Annotated in this window: 23 protein-coding genes; 13 read left to right on the top strand and 10 right to left on the bottom strand. The window is 49.4% G+C overall.

Annotated elements, in window-relative coordinates:
• Positions 1–39: 39 nt before the first annotated feature.
• A complete protein-coding gene (locus ACR9Y8_RS22785; RefSeq protein WP_481215558.1) occupies positions 40–942 on the bottom strand; it encodes a cation diffusion facilitator family transporter in 903 nt (300 codons plus the stop codon).
• A 228-nt stretch (positions 943–1,170) separates the two neighbouring features.
• On the opposite strand from ACR9Y8_RS22785, the gene ACR9Y8_RS22780 reads away from it, so the two are divergent.
• Genes ACR9Y8_RS22780 through ACR9Y8_RS22760 form a run of 5 tightly spaced genes read left to right on the top strand, consistent with a single transcriptional unit; the run spans position 1,171 to position 3,969 of the window.
• On the top strand, positions 1,171–1,728 hold the full coding sequence (locus tag ACR9Y8_RS22780; protein WP_481215557.1) for an RNA polymerase sigma factor: 558 nt from the start codon (positions 1,171–1,173) through the stop codon (positions 1,726–1,728).
• Between the two features lie 21 nt (positions 1,729–1,749).
• Positions 1,750–2,121: a hypothetical protein gene (locus ACR9Y8_RS22775; protein WP_481215556.1), complete on the top strand. Its 372-nt coding sequence runs from the start codon at positions 1,750–1,752 to the stop codon at positions 2,119–2,121.
• Between the two features lie 12 nt (positions 2,122–2,133).
• Positions 2,134–2,382 (top strand): hypothetical protein, encoded by a 249-nt coding sequence (locus ACR9Y8_RS22770; RefSeq protein WP_481215555.1) that lies wholly within the window; start codon positions 2,134–2,136, stop codon positions 2,380–2,382.
• Positions 2,383–2,421: 39 nt separating this feature from the next.
• The gene (locus tag ACR9Y8_RS22765) at positions 2,422–2,961 is read left to right on the top strand and encodes a hypothetical protein (RefSeq protein ID WP_481215554.1); all 540 of its coding nucleotides are present in this window, start codon (positions 2,422–2,424) and stop codon (positions 2,959–2,961) included.
• Between the two features lie 6 nt (positions 2,962–2,967).
• Complete coding sequence (locus ACR9Y8_RS22760) at positions 2,968–3,969, top strand: patatin-like phospholipase family protein (protein WP_481215553.1); 1,002 nt, start codon at positions 2,968–2,970, stop codon at positions 3,967–3,969.
• Positions 3,970–3,972: 3 nt separating this feature from the next.
• On the opposite strand, the gene ACR9Y8_RS22755 is transcribed toward ACR9Y8_RS22760, so the two are convergent.
• From ACR9Y8_RS22755 to ACR9Y8_RS22715, 9 genes are all read right to left on the bottom strand, one after another.
• Positions 3,973–6,339, bottom strand: coding sequence for an ABC transporter permease (locus ACR9Y8_RS22755; protein WP_481215552.1), 2,367 nt, complete (start codon positions 6,337–6,339; stop codon positions 3,973–3,975).
• A 134-nt stretch (positions 6,340–6,473) separates the two neighbouring features.
• Positions 6,474–7,154, bottom strand: coding sequence for an immunoglobulin domain-containing protein (locus ACR9Y8_RS22750; protein ID WP_481215551.1), 681 nt, complete (start codon positions 7,152–7,154; stop codon positions 6,474–6,476).
• A 78-nt stretch (positions 7,155–7,232) separates the two neighbouring features.
• Positions 7,233–8,837 carry a hypothetical protein gene (locus ACR9Y8_RS22745; RefSeq protein ID WP_481215550.1) on the bottom strand — a complete coding sequence of 535 codons (1,605 nt, stop codon included), beginning with the start codon at positions 8,835–8,837 and terminating at the stop codon, positions 7,233–7,235.
• A 172-nt stretch (positions 8,838–9,009) separates the two neighbouring features.
• On the bottom strand, positions 9,010–10,875 hold the full coding sequence (locus tag ACR9Y8_RS22740) for a M1 family metallopeptidase (RefSeq protein WP_481215549.1): 1,866 nt from the start codon (positions 10,873–10,875) through the stop codon (positions 9,010–9,012).
• Positions 10,876–10,990: 115 nt separating this feature from the next.
• Positions 10,991–11,659, bottom strand: a complete 669-nt coding sequence (rsmI, locus tag ACR9Y8_RS22735; RefSeq protein WP_481215548.1) for a 16S rRNA (cytidine(1402)-2'-O)-methyltransferase — start codon at positions 11,657–11,659, stop codon at positions 10,991–10,993.
• A gap of 80 nt (positions 11,660–11,739) precedes the next feature.
• Entirely contained in the window at positions 11,740–11,985 is a 246-nt protein-coding gene (gene purS / locus ACR9Y8_RS22730) for a phosphoribosylformylglycinamidine synthase subunit PurS (RefSeq protein ID WP_298732030.1), read from the bottom strand.
• Between the two features lie 56 nt (positions 11,986–12,041).
• Positions 12,042–12,821 (bottom strand): CDP-alcohol phosphatidyltransferase family protein, encoded by a 780-nt coding sequence (locus tag ACR9Y8_RS22725; RefSeq protein ID WP_481215547.1) that lies wholly within the window; start codon positions 12,819–12,821, stop codon positions 12,042–12,044.
• Positions 12,822–12,908: 87 nt separating this feature from the next.
• Positions 12,909–13,289: a four helix bundle protein gene (locus tag ACR9Y8_RS22720; protein ID WP_481215546.1), complete on the bottom strand. Its 381-nt coding sequence runs from the start codon at positions 13,287–13,289 to the stop codon at positions 12,909–12,911.
• Between the two features lie 59 nt (positions 13,290–13,348).
• Positions 13,349–14,641, bottom strand: coding sequence for an aminopeptidase P N-terminal domain-containing protein (locus ACR9Y8_RS22715; protein WP_481215545.1), 1,293 nt, complete (start codon positions 14,639–14,641; stop codon positions 13,349–13,351).
• 250 nt (positions 14,642–14,891) lie between these two features.
• Here ACR9Y8_RS22715 and pckA point away from each other — a divergent pair, with 250 nt between their 5' ends.
• From pckA to ACR9Y8_RS22675, 8 genes are all read left to right on the top strand, one after another.
• A complete protein-coding gene (pckA, locus tag ACR9Y8_RS22710; RefSeq protein WP_481215544.1) occupies positions 14,892–16,499 on the top strand; it encodes a phosphoenolpyruvate carboxykinase (ATP) in 1,608 nt (535 codons plus the stop codon).
• 467 nt (positions 16,500–16,966) lie between these two features.
• The gene (gene folD, locus ACR9Y8_RS22705) at positions 16,967–17,854 is read left to right on the top strand and encodes a bifunctional methylenetetrahydrofolate dehydrogenase/methenyltetrahydrofolate cyclohydrolase FolD (protein ID WP_481215543.1); all 888 of its coding nucleotides are present in this window, start codon (positions 16,967–16,969) and stop codon (positions 17,852–17,854) included.
• Between the two features lie 25 nt (positions 17,855–17,879).
• The gene (locus tag ACR9Y8_RS22700) at positions 17,880–18,536 is read left to right on the top strand and encodes a 7-carboxy-7-deazaguanine synthase QueE (protein WP_481215542.1); all 657 of its coding nucleotides are present in this window, start codon (positions 17,880–17,882) and stop codon (positions 18,534–18,536) included.
• A gap of 52 nt (positions 18,537–18,588) precedes the next feature.
• The gene (locus ACR9Y8_RS22695; protein ID WP_481215541.1) at positions 18,589–20,472 is read left to right on the top strand and encodes an OmpA family protein; all 1,884 of its coding nucleotides are present in this window, start codon (positions 18,589–18,591) and stop codon (positions 20,470–20,472) included.
• A gap of 56 nt (positions 20,473–20,528) precedes the next feature.
• On the top strand, positions 20,529–21,647 hold the full coding sequence (dprA, locus tag ACR9Y8_RS22690; protein WP_481215540.1) for a DNA-processing protein DprA: 1,119 nt from the start codon (positions 20,529–20,531) through the stop codon (positions 21,645–21,647).
• A gap of 137 nt (positions 21,648–21,784) precedes the next feature.
• The gene (gene guaB / locus ACR9Y8_RS22685) at positions 21,785–23,257 is read left to right on the top strand and encodes an IMP dehydrogenase (protein WP_481215539.1); all 1,473 of its coding nucleotides are present in this window, start codon (positions 21,785–21,787) and stop codon (positions 23,255–23,257) included.
• Positions 23,258–23,403: 146 nt separating this feature from the next.
• Positions 23,404–25,044, top strand: a complete 1,641-nt coding sequence (gene lnt / locus ACR9Y8_RS22680) for an apolipoprotein N-acyltransferase (RefSeq protein WP_481215538.1) — start codon at positions 23,404–23,406, stop codon at positions 25,042–25,044.
• Positions 25,028–25,825, top strand: coding sequence for an alpha/beta fold hydrolase (locus ACR9Y8_RS22675; RefSeq protein WP_481215537.1), 798 nt, complete (start codon positions 25,028–25,030; stop codon positions 25,823–25,825). The genes lnt and ACR9Y8_RS22675 overlap by 17 nt, the downstream gene beginning before the upstream one ends.
• Positions 25,826–25,833 lie beyond the last annotated feature (8 nt).

The raw sequence follows: 25,833 nt of genomic DNA, 5'->3' as shown, positions 1-25,833 counted from the left end.
ATACTATTCCAATTTAGTAAAATTTCCCGTGTTTCCAAGCTATAATGGAATATTCTCTTCTTTTTCCCCTGCATCCGTTTCCAACGTAATATGATTGATCCCCAGGTGCTCCAGCTCATGGCGGAGGGTTTTCTTCAGCCGGGATACGGCTTCCTTCCCGAGTTGTTCACTGACCAGTACCTGCGCCGTAAGGGCGATTTCGGTAGTGCTCATGGCCCATACGTGAATATGATAAATGTCTTTTATACCGGGAATCTTCAGGGCTACTTCCCTGATCCGGTCCATTTCAATGCCGGGTGGCACGGCATCCATTGAAAGGCGCAGACTATCCCGCAACAGGTTCCAGGTGCCGACAATGATCACCACGATGATCAGCAGGCTCACTAGCGGGTCTACCCAGTACCAACCCGTACCTATTATAATAAGGCCGGCGATCACGGTGCCCAGAGACACCAGCGCATCAGCCAGTAAATGCAGATAAGCCCCCTTTACATTGAGGTCGCTTTCCTTATCCCGGAAGAACAGGAAGGCGGAGGCGGCGTTCACGCCGATACCGATAGCCGCTACGATCGCCATGGTACCACCGGGCACCGGCGCCGGGTGGTTGAATCGCCGTATTGCCTCATAGCCAATCGCTCCCACTGCCAGCAGCAGGATCAGGGCATTCAATAGAGAGATCAAAATGGTACTTTTGCGATACCCGTAGGTATAACGCGTATTGGGCTTGATACGCGCCAGGCGGAAAGCCAGCAGCGACAGCGCCAGGCTGGCTACGTCGCTGAGATTATGCCCGGCGTCTGAGATAAGTGCCAGGGAATCAGTGAAAAATCCTATTACAAACTCTATTACCACAAAGCCCAGGTTCAACACAATTCCCCAGATAAAGGCCCTGTTCAGGTTAACACTGCCAGCGGGGAGGGCGTGAGAATGATCGTGTGACATATGTAAATTTAAAAAAGTTTGAGGTTTGAGGTTTGAAGTTTGAGGTTAGTTGCAAGTTAGATGTTTAGATACAAGCTTTCTTACAAGTCCTTAACCTTCAACCTCCAACGAACTTCAGACCTCAGACCTCAAACCTCAAACCAATTTTTTTTGAGGTCGGTAAAATATCATGCTAATTCCTTCGTCTTCCTAACTAAGATGAAAGAGTTGCTCCTTACAAAAACATCTATGGCCATAGAACAAAACGAGCGCATACAGCAGACCGTTCAGAAGGAGCGCAAGCGTTTGTTACATTTTATCAGGCAACGGGTAAATAATGTAGCGGATGCGGAAGATATTTTACAGGATGTGTTCTACCAGTTCACCGAGTATTTAAGGTTAGGCAGCCAGATAGATTCTATCACCGGGTGGTTGTTTGCCGTAACACGGAACAAGATCACCGACTGGTTCCGTAAAAAACGCGAAACTACCTTTTCCGACAATACGCTGGAGTTTGAAGGAGAAGAAACACTGTTCCTGTCGGAAATATTAGCCGACCCTTCTGCCAGGGCAGATACGCCGATGTTGCGGAAAATGCTCTCTGAAACCATCATGGAAGCCATAGACGAACTACCGGCCGAACAACGGGAGGTATTCCTGCAGCACGAAATAGCCGGCAAATCATTCAAGGAAATGTCTGCCGAGACCGGGCTGTCCATTAACACACTGTTGTCACGTAAACGCTATGCCGTATTATACCTGCGGGAAAGGCTGGCGGAATTGTACCAGGAATTATTAAACAACTAACAAAAGTAAATTGTCGATATCATGAGACGCAAACCAGGATTAGGTGTACTTAAATTTATTGTCTTAGGTATACTGTTCCTCACCGTAATAGGATTTGTAGTAATGAGCCTCTGGAACTGGCTGATACCCTGCCTCTTCCATGGCCCTATCATTACCTTCTGGCAGGCATTGGGATTATTATTGCTCGGCAAATTATTATTTGGCTGGCACGGCCACCATGGCGGATGGAAAAGAGACTGGAAAGACAAGATGCGCCGCCGCATGGAATCCATGACGCCGGAAGAACGCCAAAGAATGATGGAAATGAGAGAACGCTGCCGTCAGCGCTTTGGCGGTGGTTTCTGGGAAGATAAAAAAGAAACACCCGGCACAACAACAAGCGGAGAACAGTAAAAATATACGACTATGCTACACGCCATTCTTAACCATACTGAACCTTATGCTATGATAGGTATCTTTAAAACCAATATAGCTACCCGTGAGGACAGACAGTACATGATCAGCGCCATACAAGATCATTTTGATGTAAGTACCTGTTATGTAGACCTGGAAGATTGCGATAAAGTGCTGCGTATCACCGGTATGACGGTAGATGAATACACGATGATCTCCTTTGTGCGGGAGCACGGATTTCAGTGTGAAATATTAGAATAAGTAAGCCGGAAAACGGGAAATTTTCGCTAACTTTTATACATGAAATTTCCCCAGAAATGGCGCCTTTTATGGTGCATGATGTTAACCGGATCACTATCCTTTTCCAGCGCGGCCGCGCAGGAATTTCCGAAGGGTTGGGTATTTCCCCTGGAGCTGGGGCAGGGCGCCGTCACCGCCTTTGACCACACACCCGATCTCTACCTTGGCAGTCTTACTTTCGCACCGCAGTACACGATCATCAAAGGCCGGCTTCGCGCCGGAGCCGCCGCCGGTGGCGCCTATACGAACAAACGTTTTTATGGTACAGCCGGCCCGAGACTGGCGCTGATGCTTACAGACAAACCAAAGGTACTGTACAGCACCATACTCAATATACAGCTGGTGGCAGAGCACCTCTGGGGCACCAAAGACCAGCGCCTGGCTGGTGGCGGCCTCACGGCAGAAGCAGGACAACTGGCCACGTTCTCATTAAAAGCATTACGCGATTATCATTTAAATACATGGTGGCTACAGGCCAGCTTGGGTATTAACCTGTTCCAAAAGAAACCATCAGAAAATCCTTTTGAAGGCATAAAATAAACGGTTATGGCAAAAACAGCTTTAGTAGTGAGCGGAGGCGGCTCCAAAGGCGCCTTTGCTGTTGGTGTGATCAAGTATCTCGCGGAAAACCGTCCTGATATAAAGTTTGATACCTTCTGCGGCACCAGTACCGGTTCACTGATGCTGCCACTGGTAGCCCTCGGCGAAATGGCCCTGCTCGAAGAACTGTATACCACCAAAACCACGGAGGATATCATTCTTACCGGGAACATCGTCAACCGTTTTGTACGCGCTAATTCACTTTATGATGCATCTCCCCTGGCCCGGCAGATCACTACCGTCTATACGGATGAGCGCTTTAAAAAATTAGCCGCCCTGAAAAAAGAATTATTCCTTACTACGGTATGCCTGCAAACCGGCCGTATCACCTATTTCAGCACCAGTGGTATGCCCATGCTTAACAGTGGTTATGATGTGGTCAAGATCAGCGACGGACAAACACTACGCGAAGCCGTGCTTGCCTCCTGCTGTCAGCCCGTGTTCATGCCGCCTATCGAAATCTCAGCATTGACAGAGAAGCCCCGGCAGTTTGTAGACGGCGGACTGCGTGAATATGCGCCCATCCAACTGGCAATAGACAACGGCGCTACAGAGATCTATGCCATCCTGCTCACACCTGAAACAGCGGAAACCAGCAACCAGCGCTTCACCAGCACATTCGATATCTTAGAGCAAACCATCGGCTGGTTCACCAACGATGTAGCGGTGAACGATGTGCAGGTACCGCTGCTGTACAATCGCGCACTGCAATACATAGATGATGTGAAAAAGAAAATGAAAGATGCAGGTATCCCGCAAAAAGATATTGATGCGTATTTCGATGTGCCGGGCGCTAATCCTTTTCTCGGCAAGCAGGAGCTCACCATCCACATCATCCGGCCGGATGCCCCGCTGGGCGGCGGTATGGGCGGACTCGTATTCGATCCTGCAGAGATGAAAGGAATGCTGGCAAAAGGAATGACAGCAGCAGAACAGCTCTTCAGCTAAGATCTACTCTACTCTCAAACTTTTTACAGGATCCATCAGCGCCGTTTTTACGCTCTGGTAGCTCACCGTTAGCATAGCTATAATAATGGCCAGCAAACCTGCCGCTGCAAACATCCACCACTGCAGGCTGATCTTATAAGCAAAATGCTGCAGCCAGCGGTCCATTGCATACCAGGCCACCGGGAATGCCAGGAACATGGCAATAGCAACGGGTTTCAGGAAACTGGCAGATAACAGCGTGAAGATATTGCTCACCGTTGCCCCCATCACTTTACGCACGCCGATTTCGCGTGTACGTTGTTCTGCAGAGAAGGTGGCTAATCCAAATAAGCCCAGGCATGAAATGAAAATAGCCAGCCCCGCAAAGATGTTGGATAATTTGCTGACCACCCGTTCACTCTCGTAAAGCCTGGCATATTCTTCATCAGAAAACTGGTAAGAGAATGGAAACTGCGGGTTCAATGTCTTGCAGAGTTTTTCAAGCCCCGCCAGCACTTCCCTTGTTTTGCCCGCACGTACACGTACCAGGATATTGCCCCATTTCTGCTGCTCATCCAGCCGGATGATCAGCGGCTCGATTTCTTTATACATCGAGTTGATATGAAAATCTTTTAATACCCCGATGATCTGTCCCCGACGGTTACCCCACACCATCGTCTTACCGATAGGATCCGTATATCCTGTTACTTTCAGCGCCGTTTCATTGATCAGGTAACTGGTGGAATCCGTTCCATATGCAGGGGAGAAATCACGGCCCTCTTTTATTTGCAGGCCCATTGTCTTCACGAAATCATATCCCACTACAGCATCGGCAAAGAACACCGTCTGCGCCGGATCTTTTCCTTCCCATGCTGCATCTCCTATGTGATGGCCAATCACCGTAGGAGATTCTTTCATCCTCGAAATACTGAGCACACCACGCATATTGAGCGCTTCTTCTTTAAACAGCTTGTATTTATTGATCAGGTCTCCTTCTATCGGAACATACAGCAGGTTCTCCCTGTTGTAACCAAGGTTAGTGGTCTGCGTATAATCTATCTGTTCATAAATCACGACCATACCGACCATCAGAATGATAGAAAGCGCAAACTGGAAAACAACCAGGCCTTTACGGAAAAAGGATGCGCCCCGGCTAAACTTCAATCCGCCTTTTAATACACGCACCGGTTGCAGTGAAGACAGGAACAATGCAGGGTAGCTGCCTGCCACCAACCCGGTCACCAGCAGCAATCCGGCCAGTACGGCCCAGAACATAGGCTGCAGCAGCGGTAGCGATAACTGTTTGCCTGTAAGCTGGTTGAACGCGGGCAGTAACAGGGCTGCCATCATCACTGCCAACACGATGGCAAGTGCAGTGATCATTAGTGCCTCCCCGGTGAACTGGAGGATCAGCGAAGAGCGATAAGCCCCTACCACTTTGCGCACGCCTACTTCTTTAGCGCGCTTGGCAGAGCGTGCGGTAGCCAGGTTCATGAAATTGATACAGGCGATCAGCAATATAAACACTGCCACAATGCTGAAGAGGCGCACATATTCAATACGCCCTCCATCAATGCTCCCGTTCTTGAAATTGGAATGCAGGTATGTTTCCGGGAAAGGTTGCAGATCCAGCTCGTTGATGGTAGCGGGATCCCTGCGCTGATAGCGGTATATGAAATCTTTGATGGAAGCCTGTACCTTGGCAAGCCTGGCGTCTGTCCGCAGCTGTACCATGGTAAGCGGACTGGTATTAGACCAGTTATTTACCCAGCGATTCTCCTTCACATAATCTACCCAGGTCCTTAAGAAATCAAACTGCAGGGATGAATTAGCTGGGAGGTTCTCAAACACCGCAGTCACAGTCAGGTCTTGCCTGTTTTCAAAACGGATAGGCTTACCCAGCGCCTTCTCTGCGCTGCCGAAAAAGAACTCCGCCATTTTACGCGATATGGCGATACCGCCCGGTGCATTGAGGGCTGCTTCAGGAGTGCCCTGCAATAAGGGATAACTGAACATTTTAAAGAAATCCGCACCCGCAGAGCCGCCGTTCATCTTGCTGATAGTGCTGCCCGCCTGAAAAGTATTGCTCCAGCTGCGTTCCAGGCTGCTGGCGTATTCCACTTCCGGGATCACTCTTTTCAGCTCATCCGCCAGCAGGCCCTGGGTATAGTAGTTGGCGTCTACCTTGCCATCGTACTTCCAGCGCCCGTATACCTGGTACAATTGCTTACCGTGCACGTGAAACCCATCCACACTGCGCTCATCCTGTACCCAGAGCATGATGAGCAGGCTGCAGGTCAGGCCCAGCGCCAACCCCAGTATATTGATGGTGGTAAAAGCTTTATTGCGGACCAAATTCCGCCAGGCGATCCTTAAATAGTTCTTTATCATGGCCGATGCAAGTTACCCACCAGTGGAGGTAAAAACATGCCAATTAAGAAGCGCGATGATTATCAGTCATTTAAAAGCGCGATGCCTGTAAATATGTCCGATAAAGGACAGTAAACGTCCGTAATCACTACAAGCTAGGGATACACCAGGTACAGGCTTCCCTGTCCGGCGGTTTGGCCATCCATGGTATGGAAAGACATATTGCAGAAGGTAACGCTGATTTTGCCTCCGCTTACCGAAACATATACTTTGTTACCGCTGTCTGCCATCCAGTCTGTTCCCGCATTCCACCAGTTAAACCTTACGCTTACATATCCCAGGCCAAATGAAGTGTTGATAGGTGCAGTAGTATAAACACCGGGAGTAAGCCCACTGCCTCCGTTGTTAAATTTCATCGTTACATAGGCCCCGGCAGCATTACCGGTCATGTAGTAGAGGTCGTCTATCAGGACGCCGTCCACGTCATAAAAGCTGTAGGTATTGTCCATCGCAATGGTATTCACCCCCAGGTTACAACTATGGTCCTGCGCATCTTTTACTACTACAGAATCTGTGGTAGCGGTATAGATACAGCCGCCTTCAGTAATAACGTCTACGGTATAACGGCCGCTGTGCAAAGCAGTGGCCTGCCTGATGACCGGCTCTCTTTCTGTTGATACAAAATGGTTGGGGCCATGCCAGCGATAGGCGGTATAAGCGCCATCCACTTCCTCTACAGAGAGGCGCAGCGTATCGCCCAGTGTAGGACTGTTAACGGTTACCTTAGGCACAAATCCCTCACGGCATTTATCTTCCTTGACACAGGCCGCCAGCATAGCGGTGCATGTAATAACGGCAAGTATTCTGAATGTATATTTAAACTGCATTAATGTAAAGATTGAGTGAGACCATGATTATTCCTGAGCAGCGCGGGCGCCGATAACAATCCCTATCCTGAGACGGAAGTAGGCGTTGTCTTCACTTGTCGCCATTTTAGGACCCGGGCGCATGCCTGCTTCAATACCGAACTTTGTTCCAAACCTTGGCCAGAGCATGCTGAGCGTTTCATATCCCACGCGGAAACCTATTTTCTTCATAGGTGTGGCATCGAGGTTCAACCGGTGTGGCATACTGGCACCGTTACCTTCCGGTAAAGGATGATAGTAAACAATGTCCTGCAGGCTAATTGAAGCCGCATACAAAAGGTCTATATAAAAGTCGCGCTGGCCTGTCGATGCATCGCTTTTCTTTTGTTTAATCAGCCATACTTCCATATCCCTGAATGTGCTCAGGCCTATACCCGCTGCTATAATATGGGAACGCATCATCGCATTGGAGGAGTGAAGGGAAGTTTCAGTCAGTGTGAGCGGATAGCCCTCAGGGAAAGCCGCGCTGTAATAAACATAATCCGGCGTGGTAGAAGCAAAGGGAATACCATTGTCATTTTCAATCACCTTGTTCTCGAAATGGTATCCAAGCCTGGCTGTAAGCGCTTTCAGCTTTTTACCTTTTACACTGCCAACGCCCGCTACTCCTGGTATGCCGCTGGGTACAGCTATTCCATAGGAAGTCTCCTTTTCCCAGGTCAGCACGCTCAACTTTGTTTGCAGCTCTGCTCTCAGCATGCGCTGATACCTGGTAGGAACACCATACATTTCCCAGCCGAAGGGCTTTTCATTTGTACGGTTCTTGATAGCATCAAGGTAAGGCATGTACCCTAAAAGGCTGATGCCGAACAGGCTTTTATACGTGTAATAGCCTTCAAATCCCACACTCATATTCATATTCCTGCCGTCCAGGTCAACATTGGCCGGATAGATCGCAATACCAAACAGACCGGAGTTCTCCGGCTCGTTCCTGGTGAGATTATAGTAGACAGTATCCTTGTAAAATTTCTTTTCTGAAGGTTCGGTAGGGATAGACGAAGCCCCGGCCTTCGCAGCAAGCAGAGAGTCTGCAGGCAATGGTTTGTAATAGCGGCTGTTGTAGAGGTCTACAGACAAACGCAGGGCTTTATCTGCTTTTTTTTGCTGGATGTGCGAATAGATGCCGCCGCCCAGCAGAATGCCCCCTCCTATTCCGAAGCGTGTCCAGAATACAGAAGTGCTGGCGTCATCCTTGGCAGCAGCAAAGAGGCCGCTGAATGCTGTGACCACGCCAACAGCGCCGCCTACCCAGAAAGCGGTACGCCCACGGTTAAGATGCTGGTTCATCAGGTTCAGCTGTTCATTGGCCAGCGGCGCTTTTGCATAATATTTTCTGAGGATACTTCCCCGTTTGTCGATGAGCACAGGGTCTCCGTCATTGATGCGGATAAAGGGATGTGATACGGAATAAGAACGGTAATGGCCGTTACTGAAACTCTCATGAATACTGTTCTTGTATACAAGCTCCAGCTTCGTGTTATTTACGGGCTTCTTTGCCGGACGGGATGGCCGCACAGTGGTATCGGTCTGTGCAATGCCGTGAAGGGTTATGCCTACGCAAAAGAGCGTAAGCACGGAACGTAAGCGTGTCATACGGTATATAGGTTCAGGTATAGGGATATTCTCTCATGAAAACCGGCGCGAAGATACGCTATTCCTCCTACAAATTATAAATTATTATATATTTAAAGTAGAAAGATGGAGGGCCTGACACATTGAAACATGCCAGGCCCTCCATCTTTCCAATCTTACAACCAAATGTTGATTACTGTATTTTGATCATGTTGTTATAACGGTCTATATCCGCCATACGCTGGCTGGGATCAATCTCCAGGAAGCTCAGCTCCCGCAGGGGAACGCCCAGTTCAACATCATAAGTGGGATGCGTCCAGGTCCACCATTCGTGCGTGATGCGTTTGGTATTATCTTCCTGCGGCTTTTCACCAAACATCAGTGATAAGGGAATATAATGCAGCACTTTTGATCCGTTTGTGGTGGTCACCATCAGGTCGATAGGCATAGGCATGTCCCCGATCCTGCGCAGGCGTACAACAGCTTTGCCATCTTTCTCGAAGAGGGTGTCAATACCATAATCGATATGCTTCAGCGTATTTACAAACAGCATACGGTACCAATCCAGCTGCAGGCCGCTTTCCTTCTCCATTACACGAATAAAATCATTGGCATTTGGATGCTTAAAGCGCCAGGTCCAGTAGTAACGCAGCAGGCCTTTATCCCTGTTCTGCGCGCCGATGATATAGCCCAGCTGCTCCAGGAACACAGCGCCTTTGGAGTAGGCAGTAGTGCTGTAGCCAAAATTGGTGTCAAAGAAATCGGAATGCGTGCTCATTGGTTCTTCCAGTCCGCTTCTCACCAGGGCAAAGTAGCCGTTATAAGAACCTGCCTGGGCGCTCTCCACCTGCAGGCTGTCAATGGTATTGTGGATCACATTGTCTTCTGCAAAAGAGGTGAAGCCTTCGTCCATCCAGGGGTAGAGGCTTTCGTTGGTACCCAGCATCATCTGGTACCAGGTGTGCATCCATTCGTGCATGGCCACGCCATAAAGGCCGCTCATCTTGCCATTGCCCATGATGAGGGTGCCCATGGGATATTCCATGCCGCCATCACCGCCCTGTATAAACGAATACTGTTTATAAGGATAAGGCCCGTAATGCGCTTTGATGTATGCATAAGCTTTCGGGACCATTTTAGCGAGCTGTGGCCAGGTTTCTTTGGTGGTCTCATTTTCCAGGTAGAAGAAATGCGCGGTGAAGCTGTCTACCTGCTGGGTAATGTGTTTATAGTCCGGATCTGCCGCCCACATAAAGTCGTGCACGTTCGGTGCTTTAAAATGCCAGGTAAGGGTATTACCTGCAGGGCGTTTAACTGTAGCGCCCGGGGCCTCATAACCATAACCTATTTCGTTGGGATTCTGGAGATAACCGGTGCCGCCTATTACATATTTTTTATCGATGGTGATCTTCACTTCATAATCGCCCCATACGCCGTAGAATTCGCGGGCCACATAAAAGGTAGGATGCCATCCTTCGTAATCATATTCGCACATCTTGGGATACCATTGCGACATGGAATAGTCTACCCCTTCTGAATTATGACGGCCGCTGCGGCGGATCTGAACAGGTACCTGCGCTTCAAAATCCATTTCGAACACGGCTTTGGAGCGGGGCAGAATGGGTTTGTCCAGGTATACTTCCAGGATGGTCTCCACCACTTTGTACTGCTGGGGGCGGCCATCGCGTTTCAGCGACAGTACCTTCTGATAACCGATCTCGTCCGGCTGCAGTTTGGAGATGCGGTCACGCACACGGGCATCCCAGTCCTGGCGGCCGTTAGGCAGGGCTTTCTTGCCCAGTTCACGGCTGCGTACATCCATCATGCTGTTGGGCTGAAAGGCGTTCCAGTAAAGGTGATAGAATACTTTGTAGAGCGTGTCGGGTGAGTTATTGGTGTACTCCAGCCGCTGTTTACCGTTGAGGCGGTTGGTGGCTACATTCATCTTGACGTCCATGGTGTAATTCACCCGTTGCTGCCAACGGTCGGGCTGTGCATGCAGCCCGCTGACTGCCAATAACAATACAGGCAGTGCTGCTCCTGCGATAGATAACTTCATCCAATACTTGGTTTAAAACTGCAAAATAAAAATTCCAGATACCAAATTCCAACATCCAAACGCAAACTACACGAGCGGCATTCCTGTTTGGAATTTGGGGGTTGGAATTTGGGATTTATTTCCCTCCAACTATCACTACAATCTCCCCTTTAACACCTTTTTCTTTAAAATGGGCATGGACTTCCTCCAGGGTGCCGCGGGCGTGCTCTTCAAACATTTTGGTGAGCTCGCGGCATACGCAGCAGGGCCGTGCAGCGCCGAAGTACTGGATCAGGTCTTCCAGTGTTTTTACCAGGCGCTGGGGAGATTCATAGAAGACGATCGTGCGTTCATCCTGCGACAGTTGCGTTAATAAGGTATGCCTGCCTTTTTTAAGAGGCAGGAAACCTTCAAATGTAAAACGGTTCATGGGGATACCGCTTACCACCAGGGCGGGCACAAAGGCGGTGGCGCCAGGAAGGCATTCTACAGGTACACCGGCGCGTATGCATTCCCGTACAAGCAGGAAACCGGGATCAGAGACGCCGGGCGTCCCTGCATCTGTAAGCAGGGCCATGGTCTTACCAGCCTGCAGCTGCTGCAGTAAATGCTGCAGCACTTTATGTTCGTTATGCTGATGATAAGGAGTTACCGGCTTGTTGATGTTGTAGTGCTTCAGCAGTATGCCGGAGGTACGCGTATCTTCTGCCAGGATCAGTTCCGATTCTTCCAGCACTTTTACAGCGCGGTAAGTAATATCAGCGAGGTTGCCGATGGGAGAAGGAACGATGAAGAGCTTGGACATCAGCTTTTAGCTTTTAGCTGTTAGCTATTAGCTTTTATACGTAGCTAAGGACTAACGGCTAAAAGCTAACAGCCAATAGCTTATTGAATATTTATTTCAAAAAATTCCATTACCTGGTTAGCCAGTAATTTCTGACAGGCATTTTCTGCCAGTTGTTGGGCTTCTTCTTTGGAAGCGGCATCTATTTGCAGGGTAATGTGTTTGCCGATCCTTACATCGTGTACCTGTCCAAGACCAAGGTTCTTCAAACCGCTCATCACCGCTTTACCCTGGGGGTCGAGCAATTCTTTCAGTGGCATCACATTAATGTGCGCAGTAAATGTCATTTTGCTAAAAATTTTGAGTGCAAACCTAACTAAAATAGTTGAGAGTTGCCAGGTGCTTAGTTGTTGGCAGGGGCGCTTATCTTTCCCGGAGGCGCCACCAGTGAGAGGATCACGTAGCAAATGAATGCAAAAGGTACGGCGGCGTAGTGCAGTACCGGGATAGCCACCACTACTAACAGCAGCAATACCAGGCGTGGCCAGTTCTCAGCAGGGCGCAGGCTTTTGAACTTGAGGCTGATCATGGGTATTTCGGCCACCATCAGGTAACAGAGCACGACGATCACCGCGTACAGTACCCAGATATTCAGCAGCCAGTGGCCCAGGTTAAAGGAATTATACAGCAGGATCAGCGGAAAGGAGGCTACCAGCAGGCCTACTGCAGGTGTTGGCACCCCGATGAAAAAGTCTGCCTGCCGGGTATCGAGATTGAACTTGGCCAGGCGATAAGCCGCAAAACAGGGCACCAGTAAGGCCGGGGCCAGGTTAAAATAAGATACGTCAAACACGTCGGGCTGCTGCATATAAGCGCTGCGCAGCAGGCGGAAGAGGATCATGCCCGGCACTACGCCAAAGCTTACCACATCTGCCAGTGAATCCAGCTCCTTGCCCATGGGCGATTGTATACCCAGCCAGCGGGCTACCAGGCCGTCAAAAAAATCGAGCACACCTGCCAGTACCACCAGGCCGGAAGCCCAGTACACCGGCTCCGGGTTGGTAACCGTATATTCAATACCGTTAAACTCCGCGATATACTGCGGGGCGTGTAATATGAAAATAATTGCGAGGGCGCCACAAAAAAGGTTTCCCAATGTAAGGACGTTAGAAAGCTGCTTCATTTTTTAGTCCATGGTCCATAGTCCATAGTCCATAGTTGTGACACGTAATATAGTGATTAACAACCTTTAGACCTAGTCGAGGACGGTTCAGTTAATTGTTGACGATGATATTGGTTTATCTAATGAATTTCTTAATGCCTGGATACCTTTTATCAATCCAGATAGTTCATTGTACAAATCAGCAAAAATAATTTCATCTATCAAATTTCTTTTTTTTGCAATAAATACACATCCAACCACTTCTACAGCGGAACGCACCGCATATCCAAGGAATTTGCTAAATTCTCCATTACTTTGCCCTGTAGAACCTTCCGCAATATTCAACGCAACAGAATCCGCCGCCCTTTTGATCTGAGGAGCTAGTACAAATAGTTCCGATTTTGGAAAGGCCTTAGTAATATTATCTACTTTTTCCGTCAAATCCAATGCTCTCTGCCATACTTGTAGCTTTTCAAACTTAAATGCCATAAGATCACATTTATACCTGCTATTCCATGGACTATGGACCATTGACCATGGACTTTTGACTATTTCTTCATTAATGCTTCAATATCGTCGGCAGTAATAGGTATGTTCTTCATCAGGTCCACATTTCCGCTGGCCGTCAGCCAGATGTTATTTTCTATGCGTATGCCCATTTTTTCTTCTTCTATATAGATGCCCGGCTCTACGGTAAGCACAGCGCCTTCGGGTATGGGCTGCTGGAAAGAAGGGGCCAGGTCATGCACATCTACGCCCAGGTGATGGGAAATACCGTGGTACAGATATTTGCGGTAGGCAGGGCTTTCCGGGTCCTGGTTTTTGATGTCTCCCTCAGTAAGCAAGCCTAAGCGTACAAATGCCTTACCGGCTTCCACGCCTACCATTTCATGATATTTTGCGATGGTAATGCCTGGTTTGAGGATAGACTTGGCGTAGTTATGCAGCTGCAGACAGGCGTCGTATACTTCACGCTGGCGGGCGGTAAATTTGCCGTTCACCGGTACCGTACGGGTTAGGTCTGCATTGTAACCGCCGTAAGCGGCGCCAAAGTCCATCAGGATCAGCTCTCCATCCTTACACTCCTGGTTATTGGATATATAATGGAGTATACGCGCACGGTCGCCGCTGGCGATAATGGAGCTATAAGCTTCGCCGGTGGCCCTGCTGCGGAGGAATTCGTGGTAGATCTCTGCATGGATCTCGTATTCCCACACCCCGGGACGAATAAAGCCCAGCAGGCGGCGGAAGGTTTTCTCGGTAATATCGATGGCCTGCTGTATAACCTTTATCTCTTCCGGTGTTTTCACTACGCGGGTTGCTTTGAAGATCGGGGCGGCCCGCAGGTAATTGTGGAGCGGGTAACGGGCTTTCATCTCTTCGGCATAGCGGTAATCCCGTACGGGCACCAGGCTCGCCTTGCGGTTATTCTCATTAGTGTTAAGATAGATATTTTCCGCCTCGTGGATCCATTGCTGTAACAAGGCGTCCAGGCTGTCCAGCCATACGATGGTAGAGATCCCCGAGATGGCCTGGGCTTCCCCTTTGCGCAGGCGGTGGCCATCCCATTTCTCCTTCATTTCATTAGGCCGTACCAGTACCAGCACTTCGCGGTACTTTGGATCCGGGTTATCGGGGTAGAGCAGCAGCATGGTATCTTCCTGCACGATACCGGTGAGCCAGTAGAGGTCTGAATTCTGTTTAAAGGAATATAAAGCGTCGCCATTGGAAGGCAGTTCATCATTCGAGTTAAAGATCGCTATAGACTGCGGTTTCATGAGGGCAGTAAAGCGCTGGCGGTTTTTCACAAAGAGCTGCGGGTCCAAAGGCAAATACTTCATAATTGTTTAATGTTTAGCGGGTTCAAAGCTACGGATTTTTGACTGTGTAATAAGACAGGCTATTGTAGCGGTACCCCTACTCCGCCGGGTGTTAAAATTTCGTTAGGATGTAATCGAATCCATTTGATAATTTTCAACAAAAAGACTTAAAAAGCTTTATATCTACTAAATTTAGCTAAACCAAGGCCTGGAAATTCGAAAACATCAAAAATTCCCTAGTTTTGCTATTACACCAAAACAATCTTGCTGTATGCAAATGAGCAGCGTAAGAAACCCCACAGCTGAGCTGCGGGAGTTAGGAATAGTAGATACAGCCAACATTTATCACCAGCTTTCTCCCAGCCAATTGGTTGCACAAACATTAGCCCGCCGGCAAGGCATATTGGCAGATAACGGAGCGTTGGCTGTAAACACCGGAGAGTTCACCGGCAGATCCCCCAAAGACAAATTCATTGTAAAGGACGAGCATACCGCCGCCACCGTTAACTGGAACGACTTTAATCAGCCCATTACCCCGGAGTTCTTTGATATACTTTACCGGAGGATCACCCGTTATTTTTCTGGCAAGGATGTATGGATGAGGGACTGCTATGCTTGCGCAGATCCTGAGCACCGTACCAATATCCGTGTTATCACCGAAACTCCCTGGGCCAGCTTGTTTGCCTACAACATGTTCCTTCGCCCCAGTGAAGAGGAAGTAGAGTACCAGGATAGCGACTGGACCATCATCCAGGCGCCCGGCTGCATGTCTGATCCCGCCACAGACGGTACCCGTCAGCACAACTTCTCTGTAGTGAACTTTACAAAGAAGATGATCCTGATCGGCGGTTCCGCCTACACCGGCGAGATCAAAAAAGGGATCTTCACCATTCTTAATTACGAACTGCCCTATTATAAAGGCGTATTAAGCATGCACTGCTCCGCCAACCTGGGTAAAGATGGCGATACCGCTATCTTCTTTGGCCTGAGCGGTACCGGTAAAACCACCCTGAGCGCAGACCCTGAGCGTAAGCTGATAGGAGATGACGAACATGGCTGGTCTGCCACGAACGTATTCAATTTTGAAGGCGGTTGCTATGCCAAATGTATTAACCTGACGGAAGAGCATGAACCGCAGATCTTCCATGCCATCCGCCCGGGAGCGCTGCTGGAAAATATCGGGTTCTACCCGGACACTAACGAAGTGAATTATGCGGATAAAAAGATCACGGAGAATACCCGTGTATCTTATCCCTTACACTATATTGATAATGCACTCGAACCATCCATTGGAGGTATCCCCAAAAACATCTTTTTACTTACCTGCGATGCCTACGGCGTATTGCCTCCTATATCCAGGCTTACGCCGGAGCAGGCGATGTACCAGTTCATCTCCGGTTACACCGCCCGTGTAGCAGGTACAGAAACAGGTATCACGGAACCGAAGTCCACCTTCAGCGCCTGCTTCGGAGCGCCGTTCCTGCCCCTGCATCCCGCCAAATACGCGCAAATGCTTGGAGAAAAGATGCAACGCCACCAGGTGAATGTATGGCTGGTGAATACTGGCTGGACCGGTGGCCCCTACCTGGTTGGAGAGCGTATCAAACTGCGTTATACCCGCGCCATGATCACGGCTGCCTTAAAAGGAGAGCTGGACAAGCTGGCTTACAAGGAGCATGGCATATTCGGCTTCGCCGTTCCGGAAATGTGCCCAGGCGTACCGGCAGACATGCTGGACCCACGCACTACCTGGTCTGATCCCGAAGCCTACGACAAGCAGGCTAACAACCTGGCCAACCAATTTGTACAGAACTTTGAAAAATATGCCGCCCAAACGCCGGCGCATATCCTGGCAGCAGCACCGAAGGTAGCCGTATAGTTATTTCAGGTTAACTTACTGAATAGCAACCACTACCGTTATAAATGCTTTCAGTTTTGCAGATACCTGTTACAACATGGTTTCGATTGCTTTCAGATTTTTAGCAAAAAGGCTAAAAAAAATTTGTAGAAAATTTAACTTTTACGAAAATATGCCTATATTGTAGGCCTTGTGCTTTTATAATTTCCACTAAACCATCAACTGTAAGTTCACGTATAGCGTATTCACCGCTTCGCAAAACAAGTTCCAGTAATTCATCGTAACGATTTGACACAGGAACTTGTTTTGCGGGACTTACGCCAAACCCAGCCCCTCTCTTCTTCTTTAGTAATCAATTATTTTCCGCTAAGTATTCCAGGCAAAATGATCATTTCTACCATTTCTTTTATTTTGTCTTTCCTTTTCTTTCATTAAGATTCTTCAGCCCGCTGCTGTTTACCTTATTGTTATTAATCTTACCTTTGCGCATGCAAATTTTAGACGGTAAACTTGTATCAGAGGCTATAAAAGCCCAGCTGGCCAATAAAGTGGCCGAATTAAAGCTCACCGGAAAAAAAACACCTCACCTGGCAGCCATCCTCGTTGGCAATAATCCGGCAAGTGAAACTTATGTTGCTTCCAAAGTAAAATCCTGTGCTGAAATAGGATATAACAGCACTTTATTACGCTTTGATGAACAGATCTCCGAAAAGCACCTGCTGGACAATATTACCCTCCTGAATGAAAATGCCGATATTGACGGTATCCTTGTACAGCTGCCCCTGCCCAAACATATCAACGAAGAACTGGTGATCAATACCATTGATCCCAGTAAAGATGTGGATGGTTTCCATCCCATGAACGTAGGTAAAATGGTTAGCGGCCTGCCCACCTTCATCCCGGCTACGCCTTACGGTATTATGCTCATGCTTGAACATTACAATATCGCCACCAAAGGCAAACATGCCGTAGTGATCGGGCGCAGCCATATTGTAGGCACACCAATGAGCATACTGCTGAGCAGGAATACCCATCCCGGTAACTGCACCGTTACATTATGCCATTCGCAAACTGCCAACCTGAAAGAGCTTTGCCTCCAGGCAGATATCATCATCGCCGCCATCGGCAAGCCCAATTTTGTGACCGCCGATATGGTAAAAAATGGGGCCGTTGTAGTGGATGTAGGTATTAACCGCGTGCCGGACGCCAGCAAGAAAAGCGGCTCCCGCCTGATAGGTGATGTGAAGTTCGACGAAGTAGCGCCTAAATGCAGCTACATCACCCCGGTACCCGGCGGCGTTGGCCCCATGACCATCGCAGCCCTGCTGAAGAATACCTATCATGCATCCCTGGGACAAAAAGTACTGATGAACTAGGGATAGCGGAAAAATGAGGACCTTTGTGGAGAGAGATATTACTTTAAATATGACAGCGGCAGATCTACATATCAACGTTCAGACAGACACGCTTCCCGTGATGGAGCAGTTTTACACCATTCAGGGTGAAGGCTACCACCAGGGAAGAGCAGCGTATTTTATACGCCTGGGCGGTTGTGATGTTGGCTGCCATTGGTGTGACGTAAAAGACAGCTGGGATGCTTCCAGGCACCCTCAGCAAGCGGTGAGCGGGCTGGCTGATGAAGCTGCCCGCCACCCTGGCCGCATTGCCGTTATTACCGGCGGCGAGCCTTTAATGCATAACCTCAACGCCTTGTGCAAGGCGCTGCATAAACGCGGGTTCCGTACCCATATTGAAACCTCCGGCTCATCCCCTTTGAGCGGACAATGGGACTGGATCACCTTGTCTCCCAAAAAATTCAAGGCGCCCCTGCCCGAGATCTGCGCACAGGCGCATGAGCTGAAAGTGGTGATCTTCAACAAATCAGACTTTGCCTGGGCAGAAAAATATGCCACCATGGCTAATAAGCACTGCAAACTGTACCTGCAGCCGGAATGGGAAAAAGCCGCTGAAATGACCCCGCTGATCATCGACTACATTAAAGATCATCCCCAGTGGGAACTTTCCCTGCAGATCCACAAGTACATTAACGTACCATAAGGAAAAATATTAAAGTATATCTTCGCGTTAATCCATCATCAGCACATCGCACATGAGATCTGTATTCCTCGGCTATATCCTGTTAAGCTGCCTGTTCGCCCAGGCCCAGACCGTTACGTACGAAACCGCCAAGAAAAAGGCGCAGGCCAGCTTTGATAACGCTATTTTAGCGATCAGGGATTATAACGATTCCGCCGCCATTGGCTATCTGCGGGATGCCATCCGTATAGAACCAAATTTTGCAGATGCTTATGGCCAACTGGGCATCACTTATGTGACGATGAAGAAATACAAAGACGCTATCGCCAGCTTTGAGAAACTCAAACAACTGGATAGCAGCGCCTTACGCCCGGCCATGGTGGCTTATTCCCGTGCATTAGCGGGCACCGGGCAGTTCCAGACCGCCCTGCAGCAGATCGATCAGTACCTCATGCAAAATAAAAGTGCAAGCCCCAAAGCCGCCGCACTAAAGGCCAACTATGAGTTTGCCGTTAACGCCGCCGTTCAGCAGGTGCCCTTTGAACCACATAATTTGGGAGACCACATTAACTCAAAAGACCCGGAATATTTTCCCAGCCTCACTATAGATGATAAGACACTGATCTTTACCCGCCGTGTGAATGGCAAGAATGAAGATTTCTACATTTCACAACGCGACAGCCTCGAGTGGCAGGCAGCCACTGATATGGGAGAGCCGGTGAACAGCGCGTTTAATGAAGGCGCACAGCAGATATCACAGGACGGTGAGATGCTGGTGTTCACAGGCTGCGAGTTTCCCCAGGGCAAAGGCAGCTGCGATATCTATTACTCTATAAAAACAAAAGACGGGTGGCAGGCCCCACAAAATATAGGCGCTGCCGTTAATACACGGGATTGGGAATCACAACCCTGCCTGTCTGCCGATAAACAAACACTTTACTTCACCAGGGAAACACCTGATGCAGGCGCAGATATCTTCATGAGCCGCCGCCTGCCCAACGGGCAATGGGGACCAGCAGAACGCCTGGGCCCTAACATCAACACCAGGGGCCGCGAAACTACGCCCTTTGTACACGCCGATAACCAGACCTTGTTCTTTGCCTCTAACGGCCATCCCGGCTATGGCGGCATGGATATCTTCTACTGCCGCCGCCAGGCAGACGGCAGCTGGGGCCCAGCCGTAAACCTGGGCTATCCTATCAATACCATAGACGAAGACGCCAGCCTGATAGTAGCAGCAGACGGTAAAACCGCCTACTTTGCTTCCGATCGTTCAGATAGCCGCGGCGCGCTGGATATTTACAGCTTTGAGCTGTACCCCGCCGCCAGGCCTCTGCCTACCCTCTATGTTAAAGGATACGTGTACGATGCTAAAACACAGCAACGCCTGAGCGCCGACCTGGAACTTACCGACCTGCAAAGCGGGTTTGTAGTAGCCCTGGTAAAAAGTAATGACAGCGGCCAATACCTGGTGCCGCTGCCGCTTGGAAAATCCTACGCCTTTAATGTGAACAAACGCGGATACCTGTTCTACTCAGATAATTTCTCATTGCCGCAACAGGAAACCGCTACTCCTCCTGAGAAGAACATTCCGCTGCAGCCGATAGAAACCAATGCCACTATTGTACTGCACAATATCTTCTTTGAAAGCAAACAATACACTCTTCAACCGGCTTCTCAAATAGAACTGGACAAACTGGTGAAACTGCTGCAAGACAATGCAGGACTGGTTACTGAGATCAGCGGGCATACAGACAACGTAGGCGCTGTTAAAGATAACCTGCTGCTGTCTGAGAACAGGGCCAAGGCCGTGGTGAACTATCTCACACAAAAAGGTATCGCTGCTTCACGCCTGCGCGCCAAAGGTTACGGAGAAACAAAACCTGTAGCAGATAATAACACAGAAGAAGGAAGGGCCCAAAACAGAAGGACTGAATTCAAAGTGATCAGCCTTTGATCAATGTTTTGAAGGCATGAAAGGATGTCTTAACTTAGGGAAAAGTAAGAACGTCCATGTTTGCGCCTACAGAATTATTTTACCAGGTAGCCCTTACCTGCATTCCCCAGATCGGAGATATTACCGCTAAAAAGCTGCTCACTCATTTTGAAAGTGCCGGCAACATTTTCAATGCCCGTCAGCGTGAACTGGAACGGCTGCCGGAGATAGGCGCTGTACGCGCCGCCGCCATCAAGCAATTCCGCGATTTTGACCGCATAGAGCAGGAGATCCGTTTCATTGAAAAATTCAACATACAGCCGCTCTTTTATACAGACCCTGCCTACCCGCAGCGGCTTCACCATTGTGCAGACAGCCCGCTGCTGCTGTATTTTAAAGGTAATGCCAACCTGAATGCTCCCAGGATCGTGAATATTATCGGTACCCGCAACCCTACCAGGTATGGAAGGGAAATATGTCAGGAGATCACCGCCGGACTGGCTTCACACGGCATCACAGTTGTGAGCGGACTAGCTTATGGGATCGATATTTTTGCACATCAGGCATGCCTGGAACACCAGATCTGCACAGTAGGCGTACTGGCCCATGGCCTTGACCGTATCTACCCGGCTGCACATAGGCCTACTGCCACTGCCATGCTGGACCATGGCGGACTGTTAACAGATTTTATGAGTATGACGATGCCCGACAAACAGAACTTCCCTAAACGGAACCGCATCGTAGCAGGCCTGTCAGACGCCACCATTGTGATAGAAAGCGGACTGAAAGGAGGCTCCCTGATCACTGCCCATATTGCCAACAGCTATTGCCGGGATGTAATGGCTGTTCCGGGGCGGGCAACAGATCCCTTCTCCAACGGCTGCAATGAGCTCATTAAAACCAACCAGGCTGCCCTCATCACCAGCGCCGAAGATATACTGACGCTGATGAACTGGAAGCCGGCCGCCCAACGTAAGCCTGTGGTACATCAGCCATCTCTTTTTGTTACGCTCAATGAAGATGAGCAGCAGCTGGTATCGCTCTTCGGCGAATCAAGCGAACAGCATTTCGACGAGCTTCAATACAGATGCCTGTGGTCTGGCCACCGGCTCACTAATACACTTTTACAACTGGAAATGCATAATATGGTAGAAAGCATGCCCGGGCAACGATATAGGCTGATAGCGGGCGCGTAGCACTAAACACTTAGCGCTGAGCATATTATGAATTTATCATTAAGCATTGGGCTCCCCGCATCCAGCATTTTTTTCTAATTCAGTAAATAGCCGTACATTTGCGTGCAATTATTTTTAAACAGACAAATAATTGCACCATGCCTGCAGGGAAAAATAAACCGAAGTTTGTAGATGACGGCCTTACATTTGACGATGTCCTCCTGGTCCCGGCCTATTCTGAAGTATTGCCTCGTGAAGTAAACATCTCCACCCAACTTACCAAACAACTAAAGCTCAACATACCCATGGTATCTGCTGCCATGGATACGGTTACTGAAGCTAACCTGGCGATAGCCCTTGCAAGGGAAGGTGGTATCGGCATACTGCACAAGAATATGAGCATTGAGAAACAGGCAGAACAGGTTCGCAGGGTAAAGCGTAGCGAGAACGGCCTGATACTGGACCCGGTAACACTGGAAGCCAGCGCTACCATCGGACAGGCATTACAGCTGATGAAAGAGAACGGGATCGGTGGTATTCCCATTGTAGACGAGCACAAGAAACTGGTAGGAATCCTTACCAACCGAGACCTCCGCTTTGAAAGGAACGTTAAACGCCTGGTAAGCGAGGTAATGACCAAAGAAAACCTGGTGACCGCTCCTGAAGGCACCGACCTGAAAAAAGCAGAAAAAATACTCCAGCAATACAAGATCGAGAAACTGCCGGTAGTAAGCAAACAAGGTAAGCTGGTAGGTTTAATCACTTACCGCGACATCCTGCAGCTGACCAGCTATCCCAACGCTATCAAGGATGAATATGGCCGCCTGTTGGTAGGCGCTGCCTTAGGCATCACCAGCGATGTACTGGATCGCGCAGCAGCGTTGATACAGGTGGGTGTTGATGTGGTTTGTCTCGACAGCTCTCATGGCCACGCCATTGCAGTGCTGAACAGCCTGAAGAAACTGAAAAAAGCTTTCCCGAAACTACAGGTAATAGCAGGCAACGTAGCCACCGGCGACGGCGCCAAAGCCCTGGTAGACGCAGGTGCAGACGCTGTTAAAGTAGGTGTAGGCCCTGGCTCTATCTGTACCACCCGCGTAGTGACCGGTGCAGGTTTCCCGCAATTGTCTGCCATCATGAATGCCGCAGAAGCACTGAAGAGAACCGGCGTACCGGTGATCGCAGACGGCGGCATCCGCTATACCGGCGATATGGTGAAAGCCCTGGCAGCAGGCGCTTCCTGTATCATGGCAGGCTCCATCTTTGCAGGCGTAGAAGAGAGCCCCGGCGAAACCATCATCTACGAAGGCCGTAAGTTCAAATCTTACCGCGGTATGGGATCTGTGGAAGCCATGCTGGAAGGCAGCAAGGACCGTTACTTCCAGGACGAGGACGATATCAAGAAGCTGGTGCCCGAAGGCATCGTAGGCCGCGTTCCTTACAAAGGCACACTGTCTGAAGTAATTACACAGTTTGTAGGCGGCCTGCGTGCAGGTATGGGCCTCACTGGTTCCAAAGACATGAAGGCGTTGCAGGATGCACAGTTCATCAAGATCACACCGGCTACCGTGAAAGAGAACCACCCGCATGATGTGGTGATCACGAAAGAGGCGCCGAACTATAGCAGATAAATGTGCTGACTAACTTATATCGACGAAGAGCCGGGAAGATCCCGGCTCTTTTTCATTTACAGCACATCGACGATGGACTGCTACCCATCGATTTTTCATGTCCCGTTAACATCAATACCGTATTTTTGAAACCTATTGCATGATATATGGCTCAACGTAGTATTCCTTCCTTCCTCCCCTGGCTGCTGAGCATCGGCAGCGGTTTGCTGTTGTGGGCAGCCTGGCCCACCTCGCCGCTTACACTGCTGATCTTCATTGCCTTTATACCCTTGCTGTATCTTACAGACCTGATACAGAACCGCTGGGGCTATTTTGGCTGTATATACCTGGCCATGCTCATATGGAATGCAGGCACCACCTGGTGGGTAGGCAACACCACCGTTCCGCTGAGCGGCGTTGCAGCCAATGTAACCAATGCGCTGATCATGACCATTCCGTGGATGGGATTCAAAAACAGCCGCAAACGCTTCGGCCCCGCTATCAGTTATTTTACCCTCATCGTATATTGGTTAACGTTTGAATACATCCATCTCAACTGGGAACTCAGCTGGCCCTGGCTAACGCTGGGCAACGTGTTTGCCATGCATCCGGGGTGGATCCAGTGGTATGAATATACTGGTACCAGCGGTGGTACACTGTGGATACTGGGCGTTAATATTGCCCTCTACAGCTGCTGGCAGAAAGGCCGCAACTACCCGGCCCCATTTTCTGATGCTATATGGAAAGAAGGATGGAAACCGGCTGCTGTGATCGTGTTGCCATTACTGCTGAGCGGACTGGTATTTGTTTCCAATACCAAGATTCTCACGGTACCTAAAGGGCCCTCACTGCCAATAGTGATAGTGCAACCCAATATTGACCCATATGATAAATTTGCCGACGGTGCAGAAGGAAAGCAGCTCGAAAAATTTATCCGCCTCACCAAAGAACTGGCAGACAGCAATACGGTCTATATTGTATGGCCCGAAACGGCGCTGTTTCCGCACGGCGCATGGGAGCATTCCCTGAATGAACAACCGGCGGTACAAGCCGTACGGGAGCTGTTAAAACAATACCCAAGGGCCAAACTCATCACCGGCGCTACCACCCTGAAGCACTATCCAAATAAGGACGAAGCCCCTTATTCTGCCAGGAAAATGGAAGACGGCGCTTATTTCGATGCGTTCAACACGGCCCTGCAGATAGATGCTTCTCCGGCCATACAGATATATCATAAATCCCGCCTGGTGCCGGGTGTGGAATTGATTCCCTACTCCCGCTACCTCTCCTTTATGGAGAACTGGGCGCTGGATATGGGCGGCATCAGCGGTAGTTATGGCCGCACGCCGGGAGTAGCAATACTGGAAAACACCGAAGAACACATTAAGGCATTTCCCACTATATGCTATGAGTCTATTTATGGCGAGTTTGTTGCGCAACATGTCAGGTTGGGCGCCAACCTGTTGTTCATCATTACTAACGACGGCTGGTGGGGCCGTACGGAAGGGCACCGGCAACACCTGCAGTATGCACGGCTACGGGCCATTGAAACACGACGTTGGATAGCCCGCAGCGCAAATACAGGTATTTCCTGCTTCATTACGCCTTTAGGGGACATTCAGCAGGCCCAACCATATTGGGAGGAGGCTGTCATAAAAGGAAATGTAACACGGGAGACCTCTTTTACGTTCTACGTGAAGTATGGTGACCTTCTTTCAAAGGCTGCAGTCTTATTTTGTATATTGCTATTAGTTTATTCGACCGTTTTGCGGTTCACTAACAGGAAAGGATATGTGGAAAGAAATTAACCATCAGGATGCCATCGGCGCCTACCAGCTTACAGGAGATGGCGCACCCATCGTACTGATACACGGCTTCCCGGAAAACAGTACTGTATGGGAACATCAGCAACAGCAATTGCAGGCGCAATTCACTGTGATAACGCCCGACCTGCCCGGCAGCGGCAATTCACCGCTCACTTACCCGCTTAGCATTGAGAGCATGGCAGATTTCGTACACGCAATACTGTTAGCAGAAGGGATTGACAAAGCTGTGATAGCGGGCCACTCTATGGGTGGATACATCGCGCTGGCTTTTGCGGAAAAGTATCCTGACCTGGTACAGGGCCTGGGCTTGATCCACTCCACCGCCGCTGCAGATACGGAGGAAAAGAAAGAAGCAAGGCGGAAGTCTATTAAGCTCATGGAACAATATGGCAGCGAGGCTTTCATCCGCCAGGCAGTGCCAGGCATGTTCAGCCCTGCCACTAAAAACCGGCAGCCCGCCCTGGTAGACGCATTGATACAAATGGGCATGCAGTGTAAGGTGGAAGCACTGATCGCATACTACGAAGCGATGATAAAACGGCCGGAACGGAAGGCAGTGTTGCAAAAGATCGCCGTACCGGTACTGTTCCAGATAGGAAAAGATGATACCGCTGTGCCTATGGAAAGTGTGTTGCCTCAGGTAACCCTGCCGTCCCGCAGCAGCATTCATATTTTTGAAGACACAGGGCATATGGGCATGTGGGAAGTAGCGGATGAGTGCTCGCTGGCATTGCAGCACTTCGCTGAATTTTGCCAACTATAATACGTTTA

This window comes from Chitinophaga sp. SVR4-12A (genome assembly GCF_056754765.1).
The sequence above is the reverse complement of the archived record's forward strand: the minus strand, read 5'-3'. Positions and strand labels throughout refer to the sequence as shown.

Excerpts from the sequence above, each read along its gene's own strand:
- ACR9Y8_RS22785 (WP_481215558.1), bottom strand. The coding sequence starts at position 942 with ATGTCACACGATCATTCTCACGCCCTCCCCGCTGGCAGTGTTAACCTG.
- ACR9Y8_RS22780 (WP_481215557.1), top strand. The coding sequence starts at position 1,171 with ATGGCCATAGAACAAAACGAGCGCATACAGCAGACCGTTCAGAAGGAG.
- ACR9Y8_RS22775 (WP_481215556.1), top strand. The coding sequence starts at position 1,750 with ATGAGACGCAAACCAGGATTAGGTGTACTTAAATTTATTGTCTTAGGT.
- ACR9Y8_RS22770 (WP_481215555.1), top strand. The coding sequence starts at position 2,134 with ATGCTACACGCCATTCTTAACCATACTGAACCTTATGCTATGATAGGT.
- ACR9Y8_RS22765 (WP_481215554.1), top strand. The coding sequence starts at position 2,422 with ATGAAATTTCCCCAGAAATGGCGCCTTTTATGGTGCATGATGTTAACC.
- ACR9Y8_RS22760 (WP_481215553.1), top strand. The coding sequence starts at position 2,968 with ATGGCAAAAACAGCTTTAGTAGTGAGCGGAGGCGGCTCCAAAGGCGCC.
- ACR9Y8_RS22755 (WP_481215552.1), bottom strand. The coding sequence starts at position 6,339 with ATGATAAAGAACTATTTAAGGATCGCCTGGCGGAATTTGGTCCGCAAT.
- ACR9Y8_RS22750 (WP_481215551.1), bottom strand. The coding sequence starts at position 7,154 with ATGCTGGCGGCCTGTGTCAAGGAAGATAAATGCCGTGAGGGATTTGTG.
- ACR9Y8_RS22745 (WP_481215550.1), bottom strand. The coding sequence starts at position 8,837 with ATGACACGCTTACGTTCCGTGCTTACGCTCTTTTGCGTAGGCATAACC.
- ACR9Y8_RS22740 (WP_481215549.1), bottom strand. The coding sequence starts at position 10,875 with ATGAAGTTATCTATCGCAGGAGCAGCACTGCCTGTATTGTTATTGGCA.
- rsmI (WP_481215548.1), bottom strand. The coding sequence starts at position 11,659 with ATGTCCAAGCTCTTCATCGTTCCTTCTCCCATCGGCAACCTCGCTGAT.
- purS (WP_298732030.1), bottom strand. The coding sequence starts at position 11,985 with ATGACATTTACTGCGCACATTAATGTGATGCCACTGAAAGAATTGCTC.
- ACR9Y8_RS22725 (WP_481215547.1), bottom strand. The coding sequence starts at position 12,821 with ATGAAGCAGCTTTCTAACGTCCTTACATTGGGAAACCTTTTTTGTGGC.
- ACR9Y8_RS22720 (WP_481215546.1), bottom strand. The coding sequence starts at position 13,289 with ATGGCATTTAAGTTTGAAAAGCTACAAGTATGGCAGAGAGCATTGGAT.
- ACR9Y8_RS22715 (WP_481215545.1), bottom strand. The coding sequence starts at position 14,641 with ATGAAGTATTTGCCTTTGGACCCGCAGCTCTTTGTGAAAAACCGCCAG.
- pckA (WP_481215544.1), top strand. The coding sequence starts at position 14,892 with ATGCAAATGAGCAGCGTAAGAAACCCCACAGCTGAGCTGCGGGAGTTA.
- folD (WP_481215543.1), top strand. The coding sequence starts at position 16,967 with ATGCAAATTTTAGACGGTAAACTTGTATCAGAGGCTATAAAAGCCCAG.
- ACR9Y8_RS22695 (WP_481215541.1), top strand. The coding sequence starts at position 18,589 with ATGAGATCTGTATTCCTCGGCTATATCCTGTTAAGCTGCCTGTTCGCC.
- dprA (WP_481215540.1), top strand. The coding sequence starts at position 20,529 with ATGTTTGCGCCTACAGAATTATTTTACCAGGTAGCCCTTACCTGCATT.
- guaB (WP_481215539.1), top strand. The coding sequence starts at position 21,785 with ATGCCTGCAGGGAAAAATAAACCGAAGTTTGTAGATGACGGCCTTACA.
- lnt (WP_481215538.1), top strand. The coding sequence starts at position 23,404 with ATGGCTCAACGTAGTATTCCTTCCTTCCTCCCCTGGCTGCTGAGCATC.
- ACR9Y8_RS22675 (WP_481215537.1), top strand. The coding sequence starts at position 25,028 with ATGTGGAAAGAAATTAACCATCAGGATGCCATCGGCGCCTACCAGCTT.